Origin of the sequence: Ruminococcus flavefaciens AE3010 (genome assembly GCF_000526795.1) — a bacterium.
Classification (GTDB): Bacteria; Bacillota; Clostridia; order Oscillospirales; family Ruminococcaceae; genus Ruminococcus; species Ruminococcus flavefaciens_D.
This window is the reverse complement of sequence record NZ_JAGT01000001.1, coordinates 3,005,940-3,025,788: the sequence shown is the minus strand read 5'-3', so window position 1 is coordinate 3,025,788 and position 19,849 is coordinate 3,005,940. Positions and strand designations below refer to the sequence as shown.

Annotated in this window: 8 protein-coding genes and 1 tRNA gene; 4 read left to right on the top strand and 5 right to left on the bottom strand. The window is 36.5% G+C overall.

Translation table 11 applies throughout. The features are described 5' to 3' along the window. Positions 1-3: 3 nt before the first annotated feature. Positions 4-2,364 (bottom strand): ATP-dependent helicase, encoded by a 2,361-nt coding sequence (locus tag N774_RS0113355; protein WP_037280298.1) that lies wholly within the window; start codon positions 2,362-2,364, stop codon positions 4-6. Between the two features lie 407 nt (positions 2,365-2,771). Between N774_RS0113355 and N774_RS0113350 the strand changes: the two genes are divergently transcribed. The 4 genes from N774_RS0113350 to N774_RS0113335 all read left to right on the top strand — a co-directional run bounded on the left by N774_RS0113350 (position 2,772) and on the right by N774_RS0113335 (position 11,685). Continuing rightward, the gene (locus tag N774_RS0113350; RefSeq protein ID WP_024861719.1) at positions 2,772-4,412 is read left to right on the top strand and encodes a vWA domain-containing protein; all 1,641 of its coding nucleotides are present in this window, start codon (positions 2,772-2,774) and stop codon (positions 4,410-4,412) included. 172 nt (positions 4,413-4,584) lie between these two features. Next, positions 4,585-4,660: transfer RNA gene (locus N774_RS0113345), tRNA-Gln, on the top strand. A gap of 853 nt (positions 4,661-5,513) precedes the next feature. Beyond that, positions 5,514-9,356 (top strand): hypothetical protein, encoded by a 3,843-nt coding sequence (locus N774_RS0113340; protein ID WP_024861718.1) that lies wholly within the window; start codon positions 5,514-5,516, stop codon positions 9,354-9,356. 19 nt (positions 9,357-9,375) lie between these two features. Beyond that, positions 9,376-11,685, top strand: a complete 2,310-nt coding sequence (locus tag N774_RS0113335) for a hypothetical protein (protein WP_024861717.1) — start codon at positions 9,376-9,378, stop codon at positions 11,683-11,685. Between the two features lie 42 nt (positions 11,686-11,727). Here N774_RS0113335 and brxL read toward each other — a convergent pair whose 3' ends face one another. Genes brxL through pglX (N774_RS19985) form a run of 4 tightly spaced genes read right to left on the bottom strand, consistent with a single transcriptional unit; the run spans position 11,728 to position 19,840 of the window. Then, positions 11,728-13,755 (bottom strand): protease Lon-related BREX system protein BrxL, encoded by a 2,028-nt coding sequence (gene brxL, locus N774_RS0113330; protein WP_024861716.1) that lies wholly within the window; start codon positions 13,753-13,755, stop codon positions 11,728-11,730. A gap of 18 nt (positions 13,756-13,773) precedes the next feature. Further along, entirely contained in the window at positions 13,774-16,302 is a 2,529-nt protein-coding gene (pglZ, locus tag N774_RS0113325) for a BREX-1 system phosphatase PglZ type A (RefSeq protein WP_024861715.1), read from the bottom strand. A gap of 9 nt (positions 16,303-16,311) precedes the next feature. Then, positions 16,312-18,108, bottom strand: coding sequence for a BREX-1 system adenine-specific DNA-methyltransferase PglX (pglX, locus tag N774_RS19990; protein WP_278245174.1), 1,797 nt, complete (start codon positions 18,106-18,108; stop codon positions 16,312-16,314). 1 nt (position 18,109) lies between these two features. Further along, the gene (gene pglX, locus N774_RS19985; protein WP_024861713.1) at positions 18,110-19,840 is read right to left on the bottom strand and encodes a BREX-1 system adenine-specific DNA-methyltransferase PglX; all 1,731 of its coding nucleotides are present in this window, start codon (positions 19,838-19,840) and stop codon (positions 18,110-18,112) included. Positions 19,841-19,849: the final 9 nt, after the last annotated feature.

The window sequence follows — 19,849 nt, the reverse complement described above, 5'->3', positions numbered from 1 at the left end:
TTATCAGAGCTTTTTAAGCTTTGCGTAGTTTGCCATTATCTTCTTTGTACCTACCTTGTCAAAGGCTATCTCCAGCATTGAATCGTTTGCCATAGGCTTTACCGATACGATAACGCCCTCGCCGAATATGCTGTGAGATACTTTTTCACCTGCCGTATACGCAACAGCCTCCTTTGGAGCAGCCCCTGCAGTCTTTTTGCTTCTTGCAAGCTGCTGCTGCAATGTTGCAGAGCGCACCTCGGTAACAGACTTATCGTTCTCTTCAAGCTGCTGCTTCATGGCTGCGGCATTGTCGTGCTTCTCCACAAGCTCGCTGCCTATCTCCTTCATAAAGCGTGATGTGACATTGTGCTGGGTCTGTCCGAAGAGCATGCGCTGTCTTGCATTGGTGAGGTAAAGGCGCTTCTTTGCACGGGTTATGGCAACGTATGCAAGTCGTCTTTCCTCCTCCATGTCGTCCTCGCTGTCGAATGAGCGGGCGCTGGGGAAGATGCCGTCGTCCATGCCGATAACGAAGATATTCTCGTATTCCAGTCCCTTTGCTGAGTGGACAGTCATGAGAGTTACCTTGTCGCCGCTGCCGTCGTCGCGGTCAGCCTCGGTATAGAGGGCAACTTCTTCAAGGAAGCCGCTGAGTGAGGGCTCCTCTGCCTGCTCCATGTACTGTACCATGGAGGTGCGGAGCTCCTGTACGTTCTCTATTTTGGTATCTGCATTTTCAAGAGTTTTAAGGCTGTCCAGATAGCCTGTCTTGTCGAGGAGCACATCGAGGAATTCGTCCAGCGGGAGCTCCTCAGACTTCTCGGTAAGGAATTCAAACATCTGATATGCATTTTTCAGGGCTGTTACCTTCTTGGACAGCGGAGCGTACTCGTCGCAGTTTTTCAGCACGTCAAAAGGCGATATTTTAAGGTCGCGGCTGATGTCCTCGATTACAGTCAGGGTAGAATCGCCGATACCGCGCTTTGGCTCGTTGATTATGCGTCTGAAGCGGAGCATATCATTGTGGTTGTTTATAAAGCTGAGATAAGAGGTAACGTCCTTTATCTCCTTACGGTCGTAGAATCGCATGCCGCCGTAAACTCTGTAGGGTATGCCGCATTTTACCAGCATACGCTCAATGGAGTTGGACTGTGCGTTCATTCTGTAGAGCACGGCGCTGTCGGAGTAGCGCCCTGTCTCCTTGTACTTTTCAAGTATGGTATCTGCTACGAATTTAGCCTCGTCGGTCTCGTCCACCGCCTTGTACCAGTAGACCTTGTCGCCCTTTTCACCCGAAGTCCACAGAGTCTTTGGCTTGCGGCTGTTATTGTTGCTGATAACGGAGTTTGCCGCGTCGAGTATAGTCTGTGTGGAGCGGTAATTCTGCTCAAGGCGTATTACCTTTGCGCCCTCGAACTGCTCCTCAAAGCCGAGGATATTCTCGATATTGGCGCCGCGGAACTTATATATGCTCTGGTCGTCGTCGCCTACAACACAGAGGTTCTTGTGTCCCTCCGAAAGCAGGGATACCAGTCTGAACTGCACATGGTTGGTGTCCTGATACTCGTCCACCATGATGTACTTAAAGCGCTGTCTGTACTTCTCCAGCACCTCGGGGAACTGCTCGAAGAGCTCCACTGTCAGCACAAGTATATCGTCGAAATCAAGGGCATTTGCAGCTCTCATGCGTTCCTGATAGAGGGCATAGAGCTTAGCCACCATTTTCTTGCGGTAGTCCTGACCTGCGTCGGCGCGGAGCTCAGCAGGTGTTATCATCTTGTCCTTTGCAAAGCTTATATCGCTGAGGACAGCCTTAGGCGCAAGCTGCTTCTCTGAAATGTCAAGCTCGCCCATTACGTTCTTTATCATACGCTGACTGTCGTCGGAATCATATATGGTAAAATCACGACCATATCCGAGAGCCTCTATCTCGCTTCTGAGTATCCTTACGCAGGCTGAATGGAAGGTGGAGGCGTGTATATTCATAGCCTCATCGCCCAGCATAGCCGCAAGTCTCTCCTTGAGCTCTCCTGCCGCCTTGTTTGTAAATGTTATAGCCAGTATGTTCCACGGACGTATGGGGTCAACGGCAACGGTATCCCTGAGAGTATCGAAATCGTCGGTCTTACCCTCTGCATAGTCCTTCAGAAAGGCGATATCCTCGGCACTTCCCTCACGGGTGGTGTCAAAGTAGGCGTTTCCGAAATTTATCATGTTAGCAATGCGGTTTACGATAACAGTGGTCTTTCCGCTTCCTGCTCCCGCAAGCACGAGCACAGGACCGTTCACCGTAAATACAGCTTCCTGCTGCATCTCGTTCATACGGCTGAAATATCTTTTAAGTGCCGCCTGTTTTGCCGAATCATAATTTTTAATATCCATAACACGATCTCCATTTATGCTGATTTAAAAGTATACCCCTGATATACTTTAATGTTTCAAACTCTATAATATCAATAAGTATATTAATATCTGCTCAATGACCGCCTGTCTGCGGTTATTGTATACATATTATATTATATCACATTTGTCAATACTTGAAAAGACCTGATGTGAAATTTTTTCATTTTTTATTCATTTCTGCAAGAAAGCTGTAAGAATGTCAATAATTTGTAAGAAAATGAAACCCGATATTAAAAAAATATACTTCAAATCGTCTTTAAAATGGCATTTTTCTGTTGTTGTAATCGGCTCGTTTCCGAGCTATAATAAGAGCATAGAAAAGAGCTGCGGAAGTCACCGCAGAACGTACAAAATATTGTCCCCAGGGACATCAGGGAGGTTTATTTATGAATACCAGGCTATCAAGATACGCAGCAATGGCTGCCGCTTGTACAGTAATGATGAGTGCATTTTGCAGCTGCGGAGACGGCACAGCAAACAGCTTCAACGGCGGTACTTACAAGAAAGACGAGCACGCAAACAACAATTCAATAGTTGACTATGCAGAGTCTCCCGCATATGATGACAGTGCATGCTACGGCATCGACTCATACAGCTATGAGAGCCCCACCCGTCCGTCACGCAACGAAAGCTACAAGGAATACACAGAAGCAGGCTTCAAGGATCCGAAATATGAGCCTCTCTCAACATTCTCGGTGGATGTGGACACAGCTTCTTATTCAAATGTACGCAGACTTATCGAGGACGGCAATTATGTCCCCGAGGACGCTGTCCGCGCAGAGGAATTCATCAACTACTTTGATTACAATTATCCCGATCCCGAAGAGGGACGCACCTTCGGCGACTACGTTGAGCTTGCAGACTGTCCGTGGAACCCCGAAAACAAGCTCATGATGATCGGTATACAGGGAAAGCGTCTCCCCAAGGCTGAGACTCCCTCCTCAAATATCGTTTTCCTTATAGATTCATCAGGCTCTATGGATTCCTACGACAAGCTTCCTCTGGTGCAGACAGCCTTCTCGATGCTGGCTGAACAGCTTACAGAAAACGACCGCATATCCATAGTTACCTACGCCGGCAGCGCTGATACCCGTATAGAAGGCGCAAGCGGCAGAGACAAGGACGATATCCTCGAAGCTCTCTACTCCATTACCGCTTCGGGCGGCACAAACGGCGAGGGCGGCATAAATAAGGCTTACAAGCTGGCTGAAAAATACTTCATCGAGGGCGGGAACAACCGCGTTATCCTCGCTACAGACGGCGACCTCAACATCGGTGCAAGCTCCGAGGACGAGCTGGTAAAGCTTATCAAGTCCAAGCGCGATAAGGGCATATATCTGTCAGTTTTGGGCTTCGGCACAGGCAATTACAAGGACGACAGGCTGGAGGCTGTGGCTGATAACGGCAACGGCAATTACAGCTATATCGACTCCGTTGACGAGGCTCACAGAGTTCTCGTACAGGAAATGGAAGGCACCCTCTATACAATTGCTAAGGACGTTAAGATACAGGTGGAGTTCAATCCCTCACAGATCAAGAGCTACAGACTTATCGGCTACGATAACAGGCTCATGAATGCCGAGGACTTCTACGATACCACAAAGGACGCAGGCGAAGTGGGCGCAGGTCACAGCGTTACAGCTCTCTATGAGGTCGAGCTGACTCAGACAGGCGATACCTACCGCGGCGTTCAGCTGGAATTCGGCTCAGAGCATACAACAGAGCCTGCTGACGATAACGGCAGAAGCGAGCTCTGCAAGCTCTCAGTTACATACAAACCCGCAGACGATGACAATGACATCTATGAGTCCCAGCTCTTTGGCATGGAAAAATATAACGCTGAGCCCTCCGAGTCCATAAGACTTGCCTCAGCTGCTGCCGAGTTCGCAATGCTTCTCAGAAATTCCGAATATATGGGCGATTCAAGCTATGAATATGTTGCCAGAACAGCAGCCTCCCTGTCATACGGCGAAAAGACAGACAAGCTGGCTTCTCTCGCAAAACAGGCTGAGAGACTTTATAATTAAGGTAGTTCAAAAGAAAGATTGAAAAATGTGATAACTATGCAGAAGCCCTCTGATCGCACAGGGGGCTTCTGCACGCACGATTTATAGTTAAATGATAAATTTTTATATTTCCTATTGACATCAGTCGTTATCAGTGATATAATAATAAAGCTGAATAATTCAGTCCACATATTGGGGTGTCGCCAAGTGGTAAGGCAGCGGACTCTGACTCCGTTATTTCGAGGGTTCAAATCCTTCCACCCCAACCAAAGCAGTAATAAGCTGCACAGTAATGTGCAGCTTATTCTATTATCTGCAATATCTTGGGATTTGACAGCTGTTGTTTGTCCTCGAATAGGTGTCACCGAGCTGTTATGGTACTGTCCATCTATTCGCTTTCTACACTTTATATGGCTCGTGATACTTTTTGCGTTGTTACTTGTAGCAACGGTTGAAAAGAATACTGCCTTGTCTTGACAAACTCAAGAGTTTATTTAGTTCTACTAAACAGGCTCACATCATGGCTCATTAATGTAAAGTGTGAAAAAAGCATATTAAACTGCTACTAACTATATGCTTATCTTCGCTTCAAATCTATATATTTAATTGTCAAGTTACCAGTCACGAGGTAATATATAAAAACAAACCTTTCAGTTCGATGCTGGAAACATACACTGAAAGGCTTGACAATACTATATTCAACGTGATATAATTATACACGCAAAATAGCCATCTTGCTAAGTCAGTAGATGCTCGAACATCTGTCTGATTATCGGGAGTGTCAGAACGCCAATTCTGATGCTCCCTGCGAGGTGCTTTTTAATATATTACTGAAATTATTATATCATATTTAGATGTGAGTGTCAATAGGTTTATATAAAAATTTTTAATCCCGATTTTATCCGTAAAATCGGGATTTTCTTTTTGAAGTGTCTAAATAAATAGTTCCTATTTATTCATATTATTTTAATTGACAATAATAAAACTCTATGTTATAATTTATTATAAGAAATTGTATAAATTACACTTAATTAAATGTAAATAACGGCACAATTTATACATGATGTATGTGTTTAAGATTGGTTTTATACAGATAGTGTTGCAATTCAAGGGGGAATTAAAATGAAACGAAACATTTTAATATTTACATTGTTAACTGTTACTATTCTTTTTTTTACAGGCTGTCAAAATGCTAAAGGAAGTTCTGATAAAGTTACAACTTCACAGAACTTAGCTGAAAGTAATCAAAGTATAACGCTTGAAAAAACAAGTACAATCCAGAAATATACGCCTCCAGTTTCATATTATGAGATGAATGGAGAAGCTTCTTTTTCTATTTCTGATGAATATAAAACCGATAAACTCAGTTATGGTGATAATACACTTGGTTCTTTTTACATAGTTGGTGGAGAGGATAGCCTATCGAAGAATAATGGCTATAGCGTATATTCTTCTTCAAACGATATTAAGCTCACATATAACTATGAAAATACTTATCATACAAAAAATGAAGATAATTGGAATTTAGTTAAATCAGGCGAGGATAAAGTGGCAGGAGTTACATTAAAAAATGATGTTGATTACGGTGCTATTATAGTTCAGTGTTCAAGTAACGGAAATGATAACTGGAAAACACTGTCCAAAAAGACTAACACATTTGATAATAAAACAGATAGAACTAAATTATTAGAGTTCTATACTATTAGCGAACAAAATGCACGCGAAGAAAAATATTATCGTATTATCGTATGCTATGAAATGAAACGCCGAACTAAAGAACACTGGTATGGAGATACATTTAAAACTATCCGATGTGTTGAATTATATCAGTTTTATTTGAGTTATAGTTCTAACCCTGTATCGCTGTTAGATATATACAGTGGTGCAGATGTTTCAAATAGCAAAAGTGTTAAAGATGGTTTTATTATAGATAAAGGTGGTTCTGAATTTAGTGTTTCTTTAAGAAAAGGAAGTCAACAACCTTATGAAGTTCAAGATAGAACTACTGTTTGCGATCCCGGTGAATATACAGTTTTAATCAACTCAAAAACGAATAATAGTTATCAGTATAATATTACAATAACAGGCGGACTTGATGTATGTTCAGTTAATCCACTTTTATATGAAGGCGGCAAGAAAGGCGAATACAAAGAGAAAGGAACTGTTACTGAAAATAGTTCATTCGGAGATACAAGCTTGACAAAAATAAAACTTTGCCAAAACTACGGAAAACGTATAAAAAATAAAAAAGTTGGCGATGTTGATAAATATGGTTTTGTAAGTGATTCGGTTGGTATTCTCCTTTCACTTAATAAACCAAGCAATAGTAATTATAAGTTTTATGCAGACGATTATGGAAAAAAAGACAAACAGAAAGTTAATGGTGTTTATGTTGGCACAGTTAATACGGGAGCTTTAATAATACAAAAATCTCCGAATGGAAGTGATTGGGAAACAATTGATCAAGGCGCATATACAAATGGAATATATACTACTAATTATGCCAATTACTATGCCGATAAGGGCGATATTTTGATTTATACTCCAGATGGACAGGAACTAATAAATGGATTATACCTCAAGATCACCTTTGCATATAATCTGGAAAACACTAAAACAGAAGATAGAACCAGATGTATAGAAGTGTATAATATGTACCTTTGCAGCAATAATTTAGATGCAATCACATTCAATAACCTCTCAGCAGAAGAAACAATAAGAAAAATGATAGGTGACGACGAAGAAGTTGATGCAGCAATATATAAAAATACTGAGACTCTGCTGACAGGATCAGAAACAGTTACTGGCTTTAAGATTAATACTTCACTTAATCCAACAGTAAAATATACTGTAAAGAGGAATGGTCAAGAAATTGATTCATCTGGTGATACATTCCAATCACCGGGAAAGTATGAAATAACTTTAAAAAGCGTGTTTGATGATAAAAGAGAGGTAACTATATTTGTAGATAATCAAACTTCTGAGCAAGCATTAAAAACATACTTCAAAAATGGATTTTTGGATGGAAAACGTATATTTTCTGAAGGACAATATCCTGTTTATGAAGGCGGATTGACAAAATATCAGATTTCAGAATTGGACAGTAAATACCCTTCATTAAGTGGTACTATCAAAAACAAAACAACAGGAAATGAAATTACTGTTAACTCTTCTTATTCTGAAAGAAGCGGAGTAATTAAAGAAGCTGGACATTATATAGCTGAATTATCAACAAGACCAAAAGATAAAGCTTCTGATTTTCCGGGGGATTATCGTATATTCACTTTTGAATTTGAAGTTATTCAGGAAGGCACAGCCCCAGGTCCGGTTTATAATCAAAATAAATTAAACGACTATTCTATCACAAATATTAGTGATTCATACCCAATGTATTATGGTTTGACGTATCCGAGTGCTTCTAAAGGAAAAATAACATTAGCTTTCTCTTCAAAAGAAGCCGCTAAAGAATATGCATATAATTACGAAAAAGGGACTGTTGAAGAACAAAGCGATGGAACATTTACCTATAATGGTTCTTTTATTCCAGCAAAAAAAGACAAGTACAATGATACATGGGGGTTGACACAGGCAACCAATTATTTTGCAGAACAATTAGTACAAACAGGGTATTTTGATTTATCAGATCAATCTAATTACATTACATTGTCTGAAGATGATCTCAAAAAAAATAATAACCTTCGCGCCTTAGAACTTGATAGAAGTATAACTATATTTGCTGATGGCGAGAAAGAAAAACTTTGTTCTAATGATGTCCTTCCTATTTTAAGTCCCAAGCCTTATTCTTACCTGTCACTTGAAGAAAAAGATAAGGTTGAATCAGGATATTATGATTTTAAATTTGTAAAAGATAAATACGAATGCGATTCATCACATGTTGTAATAACTGATATAAACGGTACTGAATACAATATTGAATATGGAAAAGGTGTTGGAAAACAGTTACAGGATTATAATTGTCCGAGTGGCAAAGTCACAATTCACGAAAAGAATATTTATGATGATGAAACCTCATACGAAGCTGTTTTCATTGCCGAAGGCGATAATACTGCATCAATTACAATAATGTGCTATCAAGATGGAAAGCAAATCAAAAAGACACTTAATCATGATAATGCCGACGAAAATATTGAAGTGCAAGCTTTTGAAATTGAAGAATTGACAGATGATTTAGATCCGTTTTCATTAGTATCAGTTTCAGCTAATACAGATAACGGTACGAATTGGCAAAAATACTACGTTGCCGATCAGGATTCATTGGGTTCTTTTACAGACAATGGCAAGTATGAAATAAAGGTAGTAAACCGCCTTGGATACGCTTTTTCGTTTTATGTTAATGTTAGTGGTTCAACTTATGCTACACTGTCGTTTACTGGAGAAAACGCAGATGATACTCCATCTATATTTACTTCATACGGAACGAAAAATGTCGAATTACCCAAACTTATAAAGTATGGATATGAACTTGTTGGCTTTAGTGATGATGATAATATTCTTTATTCCAATAAAATAGATGAAATACAGTTTTGTGGAACCAAGGTATTGGAAGCTGAGTGGAAAGCCAAGGAGTTTCAATTAACACTTCTTGATGATAACGGAAAAGAAATCGATAAAAAGACCATCAAATTTGGAGAGAAAACAGAACTTAATGAGCCTCAAAAAGACGATGGTAAAGAATTTGATTATTGGAGCTGTGATGGAGAAAAAATAAAGGATCTTAGCTTTACATTAGACAAAGAGGCAGATATTACTCTGGTTGCAAATTATAAAAAGCAAATACTGCCTACAAACGACATTGACAATAAACCCGATGAAGTTGATAAAACTGATAAAAGATCCGCTAAACCATTCTTTATTATTATTTTAATATCTTCACTGTCGTTTGGATGTATTGTTCTTACGAAACGGTATAAAAATAAAGCCAAAGATGATGATGAAGAAAATTAGTAGAAAAGGAGTGATTATAATGAATGAAATAAAACGAATAATCGCTTTATTGACATCATTTGCCTTATTCATTCCATTCTTAACAAGTTGTTCTAAAAAGGATTCCTCAAAATCAGTTATTGAAAAAGAAACTTCTGTTGTTACAACAAAAGAAATTGCCGAAGCTATAACAGAGAGCATCCATGAGCAAACAAATGATTATACCCTTACGCCAGTTACTATTTCGTATAATTGGGAAGACTATGCAGGAAACCTTGATGCTTTTGTTTATGGTTTATTAATGAATGAATATGAGTTGTACTACACTGTTTTTAATGCAGCATTAGAATTGCCCGACGGTTCACTTATTTATGGAATCGGATATACTGAATTTGATGATTATTTTGAAGATGATGAAAAAACAGGTTATTTTCCAGCCGGATTTATCTCTTTAATTGGTGAGCCGGAGATTCCTGATGAATTGGTTGAAACAGGTCTCAAAATAATCGACCTTGATTATGAAAAATCTGATTATGCTTTTGTATATGCATATGAACCATCAGGACATATGGAACACTGCGTAGTATGGGGACAGTATTTAAAGTACGGAATAACTGATAAAGGTCAAATTACATATGAAGCAAGTAAATATGAACGTGGAAAGTGCGATGAGTCACTCGGAGCTTTGTATTCATATGACGAAAGTAGATATGTATTTGATCCTGATGTAGGTGATTTCACTCCTATAAACGGTGTTTCATTAAGTGAGGAAATTGATTTTGATGCTCTTGAAGAAGAAATAAATCGCATATTAGAAACACAAGATATGAACTTTTCTCAAGAAGGGATAGAATCATCAGTATATTTTGCCCATGAAGCATTAAATCAATATCTTCTGTCAATTCAGGATGAAACCTTTATGGGATATAAAGTTTCTGAGCTTCTTAGTATTTCTCAAGAACTAAATCCTATGGAGTGTATTCGAATCACACCGAATGGAATCGTAACAGTAGATGTAACAAAGGATATTCCTCAAAAACCTGACGCACTAACAAAATGGTTAGTTGGTATAACATGTGGTATTACAATTGTTGCATGTGTAGCCGCTGATCTCTTTATTCCTGCATTGGTGCCAGTTACAGGCGCTATATCTGGTGCAGCAATTGAGGTGTTCATTCAGGTCGTAATAGATAATCAGACGGTAGATAATATTAACTGGAAGAAAGTTGCTATAGTATCAGCTGAAAGTGCATTATTAGCATGGGCTTGTCCTGCTTTGGGCGCTGGTGCTGCAAAAGGCATGGTAAAAATACTTGGAGATACAGCAAAAACAAAATTAATTGCAAATATTACAGGATTAGCAACAAAAGTTATATCAAGTTCTTTAGTTGCCGGAACATCCAGTGCTTCAATGGCAATGATTGATGGAAAAACTTCTGAAGAGGTATTTGATGCTTTTAAAACAGGTGCAATAATTGGCGCCAGCTTTGCGATTGGTACAGAAGCTTTAGGACAGACAATTAAAAGAATTGGACCTAAAGCAGCTCAAGCGCTTCAAAAAGTTACTCCTAATAAATGGCTGAATAAAATAAGAACACTTACAGAAAAAACAACAGCTTTTATTGCAGATCACCAAATACACTTAAAAAACACCACCCTTGAAGAAATTCTTGCACCTAAATCTGTATTTCAAGCTACAAACAGTGCATTAAATGAAATACGAATTGATAAAATCGAACGTTCGATTATCTCAGAGCTACCGTCAGATGCTAATAAAAACTTTATAAAGCTTGATTCTAATGGAAATATCATTTCAAAATATGAATTAAAGCAAAATGGTGGTAGCTGTATTATCAAACTATCAGATGGATGTGATCCAGAATTAAAAAGAGCTTTTGCCGATTGGGGAATAAGCGAATTACCTGTCAATGAATACTCAGTTGACTTCACAGGTGTTTGCTCATATGAATTCACTCCAATAGATGGTATATCATCAAACAGAGAAAAAAATATGAATAATTACTACGAACAATTGGCTAATGATTGGAATAGTAACCCAGATTTAATACCTTCAAAAATAAGAGAAGTATTGTCTGATGATCAAATTAGTAACTTAAATGCTACTAATGTTAAGAAAGCGCTTTCAACCGCAAAATTGACGCCGCATGAAGGAACAGATGGGAAAGTATATCTTGTTGATTCTTTTATTCATAGCAAAGTTAGCCATTCTGGAGGTGTATCTTGGGCAAAATCAGTAGCAATGCTTGAAGTATTACCTTCAAAGATTAAAGAATTATCACAATCTTCGATAATAGAGGTTAAGGGAACTTTATTACCTAAAGTCTCATAAAAAAAACGGAAAGGATATTTGTCCTTTCCGTTTTTAGTTAATCTATTCAATACCAAGAGCCTTTATTACAGCATCTTCTGGACTATTATAAAATGAAACTTGAAATTTAGAAAAGAGCTCCATTGGAACATTAGGAATATCAACAGCACTACTCATTGGAATGAGAATTCTTTTGGCACCTGCATCAAAAGCAACTTGTAAGGTTGAAGCAAGTTCTTCTATTTTTGCAATAGTACTTCCAATGCTCATAGAACCAAGAATACAAAGCTGTGGCATTACGCTTTTATCTAATGCAACGCTACAATATGATATTAACATCGCCAAAGATAAGCTACTATTCAATCCAATACCTTGAATATCCTGTACATGAGTCAAATAGTCTTTTGTTTCTAATGAAATCGACGCACTTATTTGTTTAGCATTTGCTTTAAAATAATTTTGAGCAGTTTTAACTGATTCTTTAGTTTCTTTTGCGGTTTGAAGTCCTGTAACATCAAATTTTCCAGAACCATTTGTAATAGTTGATTCTATTTTTATTAGTCCCATCATACCATTTGCTCCATTACAAACGGTATATACGTGTCCCGGTTTGCCAATTCCTTCTGGAATAAGTGAGCCTGCACCTTGTTCCAAAACAGGAACTGATATTTCCTCCATATCGGAATTGCGGATATAACTAAATTGAACATCATAGAACTCCATTCCACCAATTTTCTTTAACTGCTCTTTAACTCTTCTTCGACCTTCAATTGCATAGCGAAGAATTTCTTCAATTTCCTCCTCTGTATACTTTGAATTGGGATAAATTAGCTTTGTTAAACCAGATACTATCTTCCTTACAGCTATAGTATCCCTTTGATTTAAACACCTTCCCAATTTGAAGTATTTATCAAAAGCATCAGTTTGTGGAATCTTACGCATTTCTCTGAAGAATTCCGCAAGGTAATCGGAAATAAATCCATAATTATCAGTGAAGAATTCAGGACGCATTTTAGGTATTTCCCAGCCTGGAATATAACAGTGCATACGATCAAAAAAAGCACTATCAATCATAGCTGAAGGAAAAGGATCAAATAAATGAGATGTTTTTAAAAGGTAATCAACACTTTGATTAATATTTCCAACGAATACCATTGATGCATTAGCCTGTATAGCATCCTTTCCTCTTGCAAACGAACCAGAAGCCATGTAATCCTTCATTATTTGCACGCCGTCTTTATCCTTAAAGTTAATGCCGGCAACCTCGTCAAAAGCAACAACATCCCATATTCCAACAAGCCCAACCTGTTTTCTACTCATATTATAGAATAGATTTGCGACTGTTGTCTGTCCTCCAGAAACAAGAATTGAATTAGGTGATAATTCTTTATAAATATGGGATTTTCCTGTTCCTCTCGGTCCGAGTTCACATATATTAACATTATTTTCTACAAGCGGTATCAATCTTGCAAGTAAATGCCACTTTGTCCTATATTCAAACTGTGTTGGCTCCATACCACATGAACGAAGTAAAAAGTCAATCCATTCGTCTTTAGAAAAACTTTCTCTTGCTTCAATGATCTCATTTTTATCAAGATTTGGCATTTGAATTGGCGTTATATCACTGATAACAAACGGACTCTTATTCTTTTCATCTTCATCATAAAAGTAAACCAAATCAACAATGCACCAAATGCCACCAGCAAGTAATTTCTCATAATCTCGAATATATTTTGGATGAACATATACATTTTTTATACCAAGAAATAAGAATTCAGCTTCGTATTGGTCACTACGTTCATTAAGATGTACGCTTATTTTATCTATTACGGTATGACTACCTTTTTCTTTTATTTTAGATTTCACTTGTTCAGCTTCATCAGGGCGAACATAATTATCATAGAGAATGTTCTTTACCTGTTCTATTCCATTTTCTATTTCTTCTGCATCATCTGAGGTACAATAGTTTCCAAGTAAGTATTCAAGAACATAAGTTGGGACATTAGCACTACCTTTTATTTTTTTTGTCGCTCCTTTTGGAACAACACGACCTGAAAAAACTTGAAATACCTTTTCATCTAAGCTATCCATTAAATGCAATTCCTTTCATTATAGGATTTTTAAATTAAGAATATCTATGATGAAGTTTTCCCTTTGAATATACTCGTCTGGTTTATCAGCATTTTTTAGTATTAGATAATACCTTTGATTTCGATCAAAAGGAATGTTCATCAGGTTAAATCGTATTTTTGTTACTCTCTGTGTTATATCTTCACTATCAGAGGCAGCAGCAAACTTATATTCGCCTGAAACTTTATTACCCTCTTCATCCACAAGATAAGTTTCACAGGTTATTGCTTGCTTTCTGTCTTGAACGCGTTCATATTGCTCAAATTCAAGCACAAAACTTCTATTTGTGATTTTTCTTGTAATACTTTTTAACCGAACTCCTACAGGAGTAACATCTTCTTTAGAATTAGCGGAACTTAATGCACCAATATGTATTATTGGAACAATAGTTTCTTGTAGTGATGCGCCGCCATGAAAGTATTGATATCCCGAACCAGGTGCCTTAAACACGTCATAACCGAAAGGAAGTATTACTTGATAATCTTCGTTATTAAGGTTATCTAAAGGGAATTGCAAAGTATATGAAATCGATAAGTTAGGATCTTTACTTATTACATAACGTCTGTTAGTTTCAGTAGAATGTAATGAAAAAATATCACTATATTTATTATTTTCGCTAACAGAGTTACGGCGATATATAAAACCGTGATCTGCAGTTATATAATAATTGGAGATCTGTAAACCGCTATAAAGCTTTTTTATAAGTTTCAGAATATCATCAATAGCACGAGGGACTACAGAAAATACGTTGTTTTCATCTGATTCACCTGTATTATCAATAACATTATGATATACATACACAAGGGATTTATCACTCATATAGCTTCGAAGCTTGTCTCTTTCCTTTGTCATGTTTAATAAATCATCAAATCGTATTGCTGCATATGATGAATCATACGATTTTAATACTGCATCTCTTGCAACTACAGAATTGGTGGGGTTGTTATCTACAAAGACATCATTATTAATATATTGTATTTCTTTATGAGGCAAAAAAGCTGCCATACCAAAGCGAGTTTCAGATGGAAGAGGAGAAATAGCATAATTTAATTCATCTGTTCCTTTAAGACTGTTGTCTGTCCGGATCTTATCAAGCAATTCCTTTGCAATTTCATATCTTAAACCATCTGATATAATAACAAAACATTTTTTGTAGTTATTACGTTGTAACTTCTGGTAAAAATCAAATGTACTATCTACTCCAGAAAAGCTCCAAGTGCTTTGGTCGTTTAACGCTTGGCTATATTCTTTTCCAAGTACATCAAGATACTTAGTCTGATAGAATAATTCAATTCTATCCATTAATCCTTCCATTTCAATAGTTGGATTGTCAATTTCCGTAAAGCTTGTACATGCCCTACGATAATAAGAATCAATAAGATAATAGTTTTCTGTATAGTTTTGAATATAAAAAACAGAGGATAATCCTTTTTCAATTGGTATATCAAGCTGACGGAATAGATTAATCGAGATTGAAAGGAAATCGTACTCTGCTTTATGAATAGAATACCAATGAGAGTTAATGCGCTTTTTAATAATACTCTCAAAATTATCATAATCTAAACTACCGTTGTACAAACTTTCAGCGATTTTCTTAATTATATGAATATCAATGCACTCGAAGATATCAGCAGTTTCAACACATGAAATGTCTCTTGGGATTAATAAGGATTCAATTTTCAAATCAACTGCAAGACTTAGTTGCAAATCATAAAATCGTTTATCAATCTTAAGTTTGTCTATGAAAAAGCGAGCATCATTTTTTCCTTTTTTACCTATTAAATATTGAGAATAAAAGGATGAAGGTTCACCAAAATCGGCTTTTTGTCCAATAAGAGCTGTAAACATAAACCGTTTTATAAGAACTTCTATTCTCTGATCGCCCTCATAATTGAAGTGTGTAGCAATGATATCCCAGAGCTTATCTTCAAACCCGAACCTAATAATATCCTTATATTTTGAACCAGAGTCAAATACCAACTCTGTAAGAATATCTTCTATTGAAGGAGAATGAGCCTTAACAATTACACTCATCATTGCAATACATAGTTCTTCTGGAGTGAGTTTATCTGTAATATCAACGTAATTTGAAAGCCTTTTCTGACGATCTTCAGCATCAAAAAATTTAATATGAGCTTCTATGACATGGCGTAGATCCGTATTACTTAAATTAAGTCGCCGCATCGTCAATGCCACGGTATCAGCATAGTATTCTTCGCTATAAAGAAGAATATCTAAAAGCCAATTATCATTATCAGCTGGCTTTTCATAAGGAAAATAGAGAAGAAAATTTGATGTACAATCGTCTTTTTCTATCATCTTTTTAACTGCAAATTCATTATTTTCGCATATTATTAAACGACAGAAGTCAAATTTATCTGCTATAATATCGTCTTTAAAAGCAACTGGAGCATCATACCAAAAAATAATATGTCTGCCAAAGTCTGCATGAGAAGAAAAAATCTTTTCTATTTCTTTTCTTGCTTCGTTATAGTCTATACTTGCCATAAATTGTCCTCATTTCAACGGAATAAGAAGGTCTTTTCTAACCTTTGTACCGTTATCTGTTGTTATCTCAATATTCTGGAATTTTTCATAATTAACCTTTACTCCGTCATCAAGGTCAATAGAAATATATTTATTAGCCATATAATCAAGTATCTGACCATATTCAAGAGCTTCGTTGTATCTTGCTGCTAATATCTGACGTTTCTTTTCAAGAGCTATTTTATCTTTACCAGAAGCAGTAGTCAATGCAACAAGAGTTTCATCAAGCTCATTTTTCAAACGAGTGGAATCAGGCAGATAATACATAGTATTAGTTCTTGCAAGTGTATCCTCGTTGTATCGATGCATATAAATTAAGCATTTGAATCCACCTTCCGAACCGCTCGACATCATCCAATATATAGGGCATTTTTTGTAATGTTTTAGATGATCGGTATAGAAATCATTATTTAGATATCGGTTAAGCGTTTCTTCAGCACTTTCAGTATTCTTTTTACCAAGTGCTTGTGCAATATATTCCATATTGGTGCGATAACAATCTTCCCCGAAGATTTGCTTTACAAGGTTGCAAATCTGAGCTGTTAAACCAATTTCCATGCCTACAAACGGGTAGATAGGCACTATACCATCATCATCAGGAATGTAACTCTTATATCTGCTGTCATCCCATTCACCACCGGCATAAGCAATACCTTCGTAATCGAGAGAATATCTTCCCATTATTATACCAACAAGGTAGGAAATAAAGCTTTTCATATCATCTTGGAGATTAGCTGAATAGACGGTTACATCTTTATCGATTACTTCTGGTGTTAATTCTTCTTGTAAGCCATAAATACCAATAAAAATACGGTTTAGCTCTTCCTCATTTGCTTTGAGCTTGTTAAAGCGATCATTACATTCGCCTTGCCAAAGCATATAGCAGAGCTCCAAAGGGCAACACACTTCAATATGCTCATTATAATAGTGCATCATTGTTGCACCAATGGAAGTGGCATCCCATAATTCCTTAGACCACTTAACAAATGGATGTTCTTTAAAGTCCCAACTCATTTCAAAGTTATCCCAATCTATTTTGCAAATATCTATGTTTTCTGCAACAAGACAATCAATATCATTCTTGTATTTATTTGAATACATTAATGGTAATGCCATGATATTTCCAACTAAATAATGCATAGTAGAGTTAACATTCAAATATAATTGAGCAACACATGAATTTAAAAAACCAAGAACATAATATTCATTATCTTCCTTAATAAAATATGTTGGTGCTTCAACATTGAAAAGGAACCCCAAAGGTAAATACCTTGCTCCAAAAACATTTGATGTTGTATGTGACCATGTTAATCCCTCTATAAAAAACAAGTCATCATTTCCCATTGCATTTAATCTACATCCACTACAGTTTCTAATTTCGTAACCGTCATTTTCCCAATTAACTACATAGTCAAAATTTCCATACCATTTCCGATATTTACCGCCTTTAATCTGTGGAACCCATTTTTTGTGTGAACTTAGGTAATCTTGTTTACTTTTCATTTTAAAGGCTATTTTTTCATATGATACTTCTTGCCAAAATTTCAAATATAAATCATTATTACCAGTTTGTAGTCCACTTTTAGCTTTACCTATTTCTCCTAACGGTTTAAAATCATATGCTTTATAAAATGATTCACTGCCCCAGTAAACAATTGGAACTCCAGGAATTCTAAAGAAGTTTTCTTGTTTGATAAAATAACGATTATTCAAATTAAAAAATTCTTTTTCTTTTTCTCTACGTCGTGAATAACAATAATCTACCAGCTTAATAGCAATAACTCTTTTTAATGGAGTGGCTTTTTTTTAATACCCATGAAACAATAGGATTATGTCCAACTTTTCCATCAAATAGTTCTGTTCCATAATCTACAATAGATTCTATTTGATAGTTCATTATAATATATTTTCTAAGCTTTTCAAAACTTGAAAGCGAAAACCACGAGGATGTTGTAATAAAAGCAATATAGCCATTTTGAGCAGAAAGACTATCAACACAATGTCTAAACATCACCATTGATAAATCTGATTTTTCATCATTAAAGTGTTTTTTTGTATAATCAGCTAATGTAGCATTGAATCTATTGCTCCCAAGATATGGAGGATTAGTACATATAACTTCATATTTCTGTGTCAGAATTTGATATAACTTGTAATAATGCTTTTCATGCTCGTCATCGAAATCAATTGTCGGCACATAGCTTTCTAAATAATCTTCCAAGCCTTCTTGAGCAGTTATTTTAATTATGGAACCATAAGTATCAGCGTTTTTAAATTGCTCAATCAGTGATTGAATAGGTTTGTCAAGGAAGTTAACATTTTCAATATGTAAATTCTGAAAATGAGAAAGATTTAGTGATAATTCTTCATTTTCAAGTGTACGAAGAAAACGCTTGTCATATTTCTGAGCTCGCATTATAACAGCAAAACAAGCAAGCTGATATGCTCTTTTATCAATGTCAAGACCATATAGGTTATTAATTATAATCGAGCGAACAGCATCTTTGTCGGAATATCCGCAAAAACGATATATCTGCATGAAGACATCAAAAGCATAAACAAGTATATGTCCACTTCCCATACATGGATCGATAAACTTAACTTCTTCAATGCTCATACTATGAGTTTTTTCTTGTTTTGATGTTGTATCCTCAAGATAGTATCTCCAATTTGATTTGGTATCAAAATCAGGTAACATTTGTGATAATAGTTTACCGAGAGAATTCTCAACCATATATTTTACAGACCAATCAGGAGTATAAATAGTGGTAGCCGCAGGAATAAGTTCTTTTGGTATTTTTTCTTTTGAAAGCTTGCCATTATAAACAAGCTTATTCTGTTCAGTATTATAATACTGATACAGCCAACCAATTACCTCAACATCATCAAGGAAGTTTTCTTCTGGTATCTCAAGAAGTTTGGTAAGTACAGATTCACCTGTAATAAGCGTATTGGGTAATAAAAGCTCATAAGCATCGGTATTTTCTGAAAACAGCATAGGGATAGTTTTACTGAGAACCTGACACTGTTTTAAAAGAACATGGCGGAAAAGTTCCTCTATTCTGTTATCACTTTTGAGCTTGTCACAATAATCCATGTCGAGTGAGAGATCAAACTTAACAAGGTTAAGGTTCTTCAGTATTTCTGGTTCAACACTATTATTCGGATTTGAAAGAATACGAAATCCATGAGAAAGGTAGCCGTGTAATTCCATAAAACGTAAAGCAATTAGTCTGTTGAACCATGTATACGCCGTTTCACTGATTACAGTACTGTATCCATCGGTTTCTACCATTCTTACAACGGATTTTCTTTTGTTAGCAAAATCCAATGTATAAGAGGTCTGATCACCGTCTATAGTTGCAATATCTCCACTGATATGCATTTTTTTAATATCAGTGTCACTATGTATTCCAATTTTGTTTAATGAAACCTCAACTTGTTGTTCAAGATTCTTTTTTGCCCATATAGCATAGGATTCCAACATCTTCTTGTCCATTTTTATTCT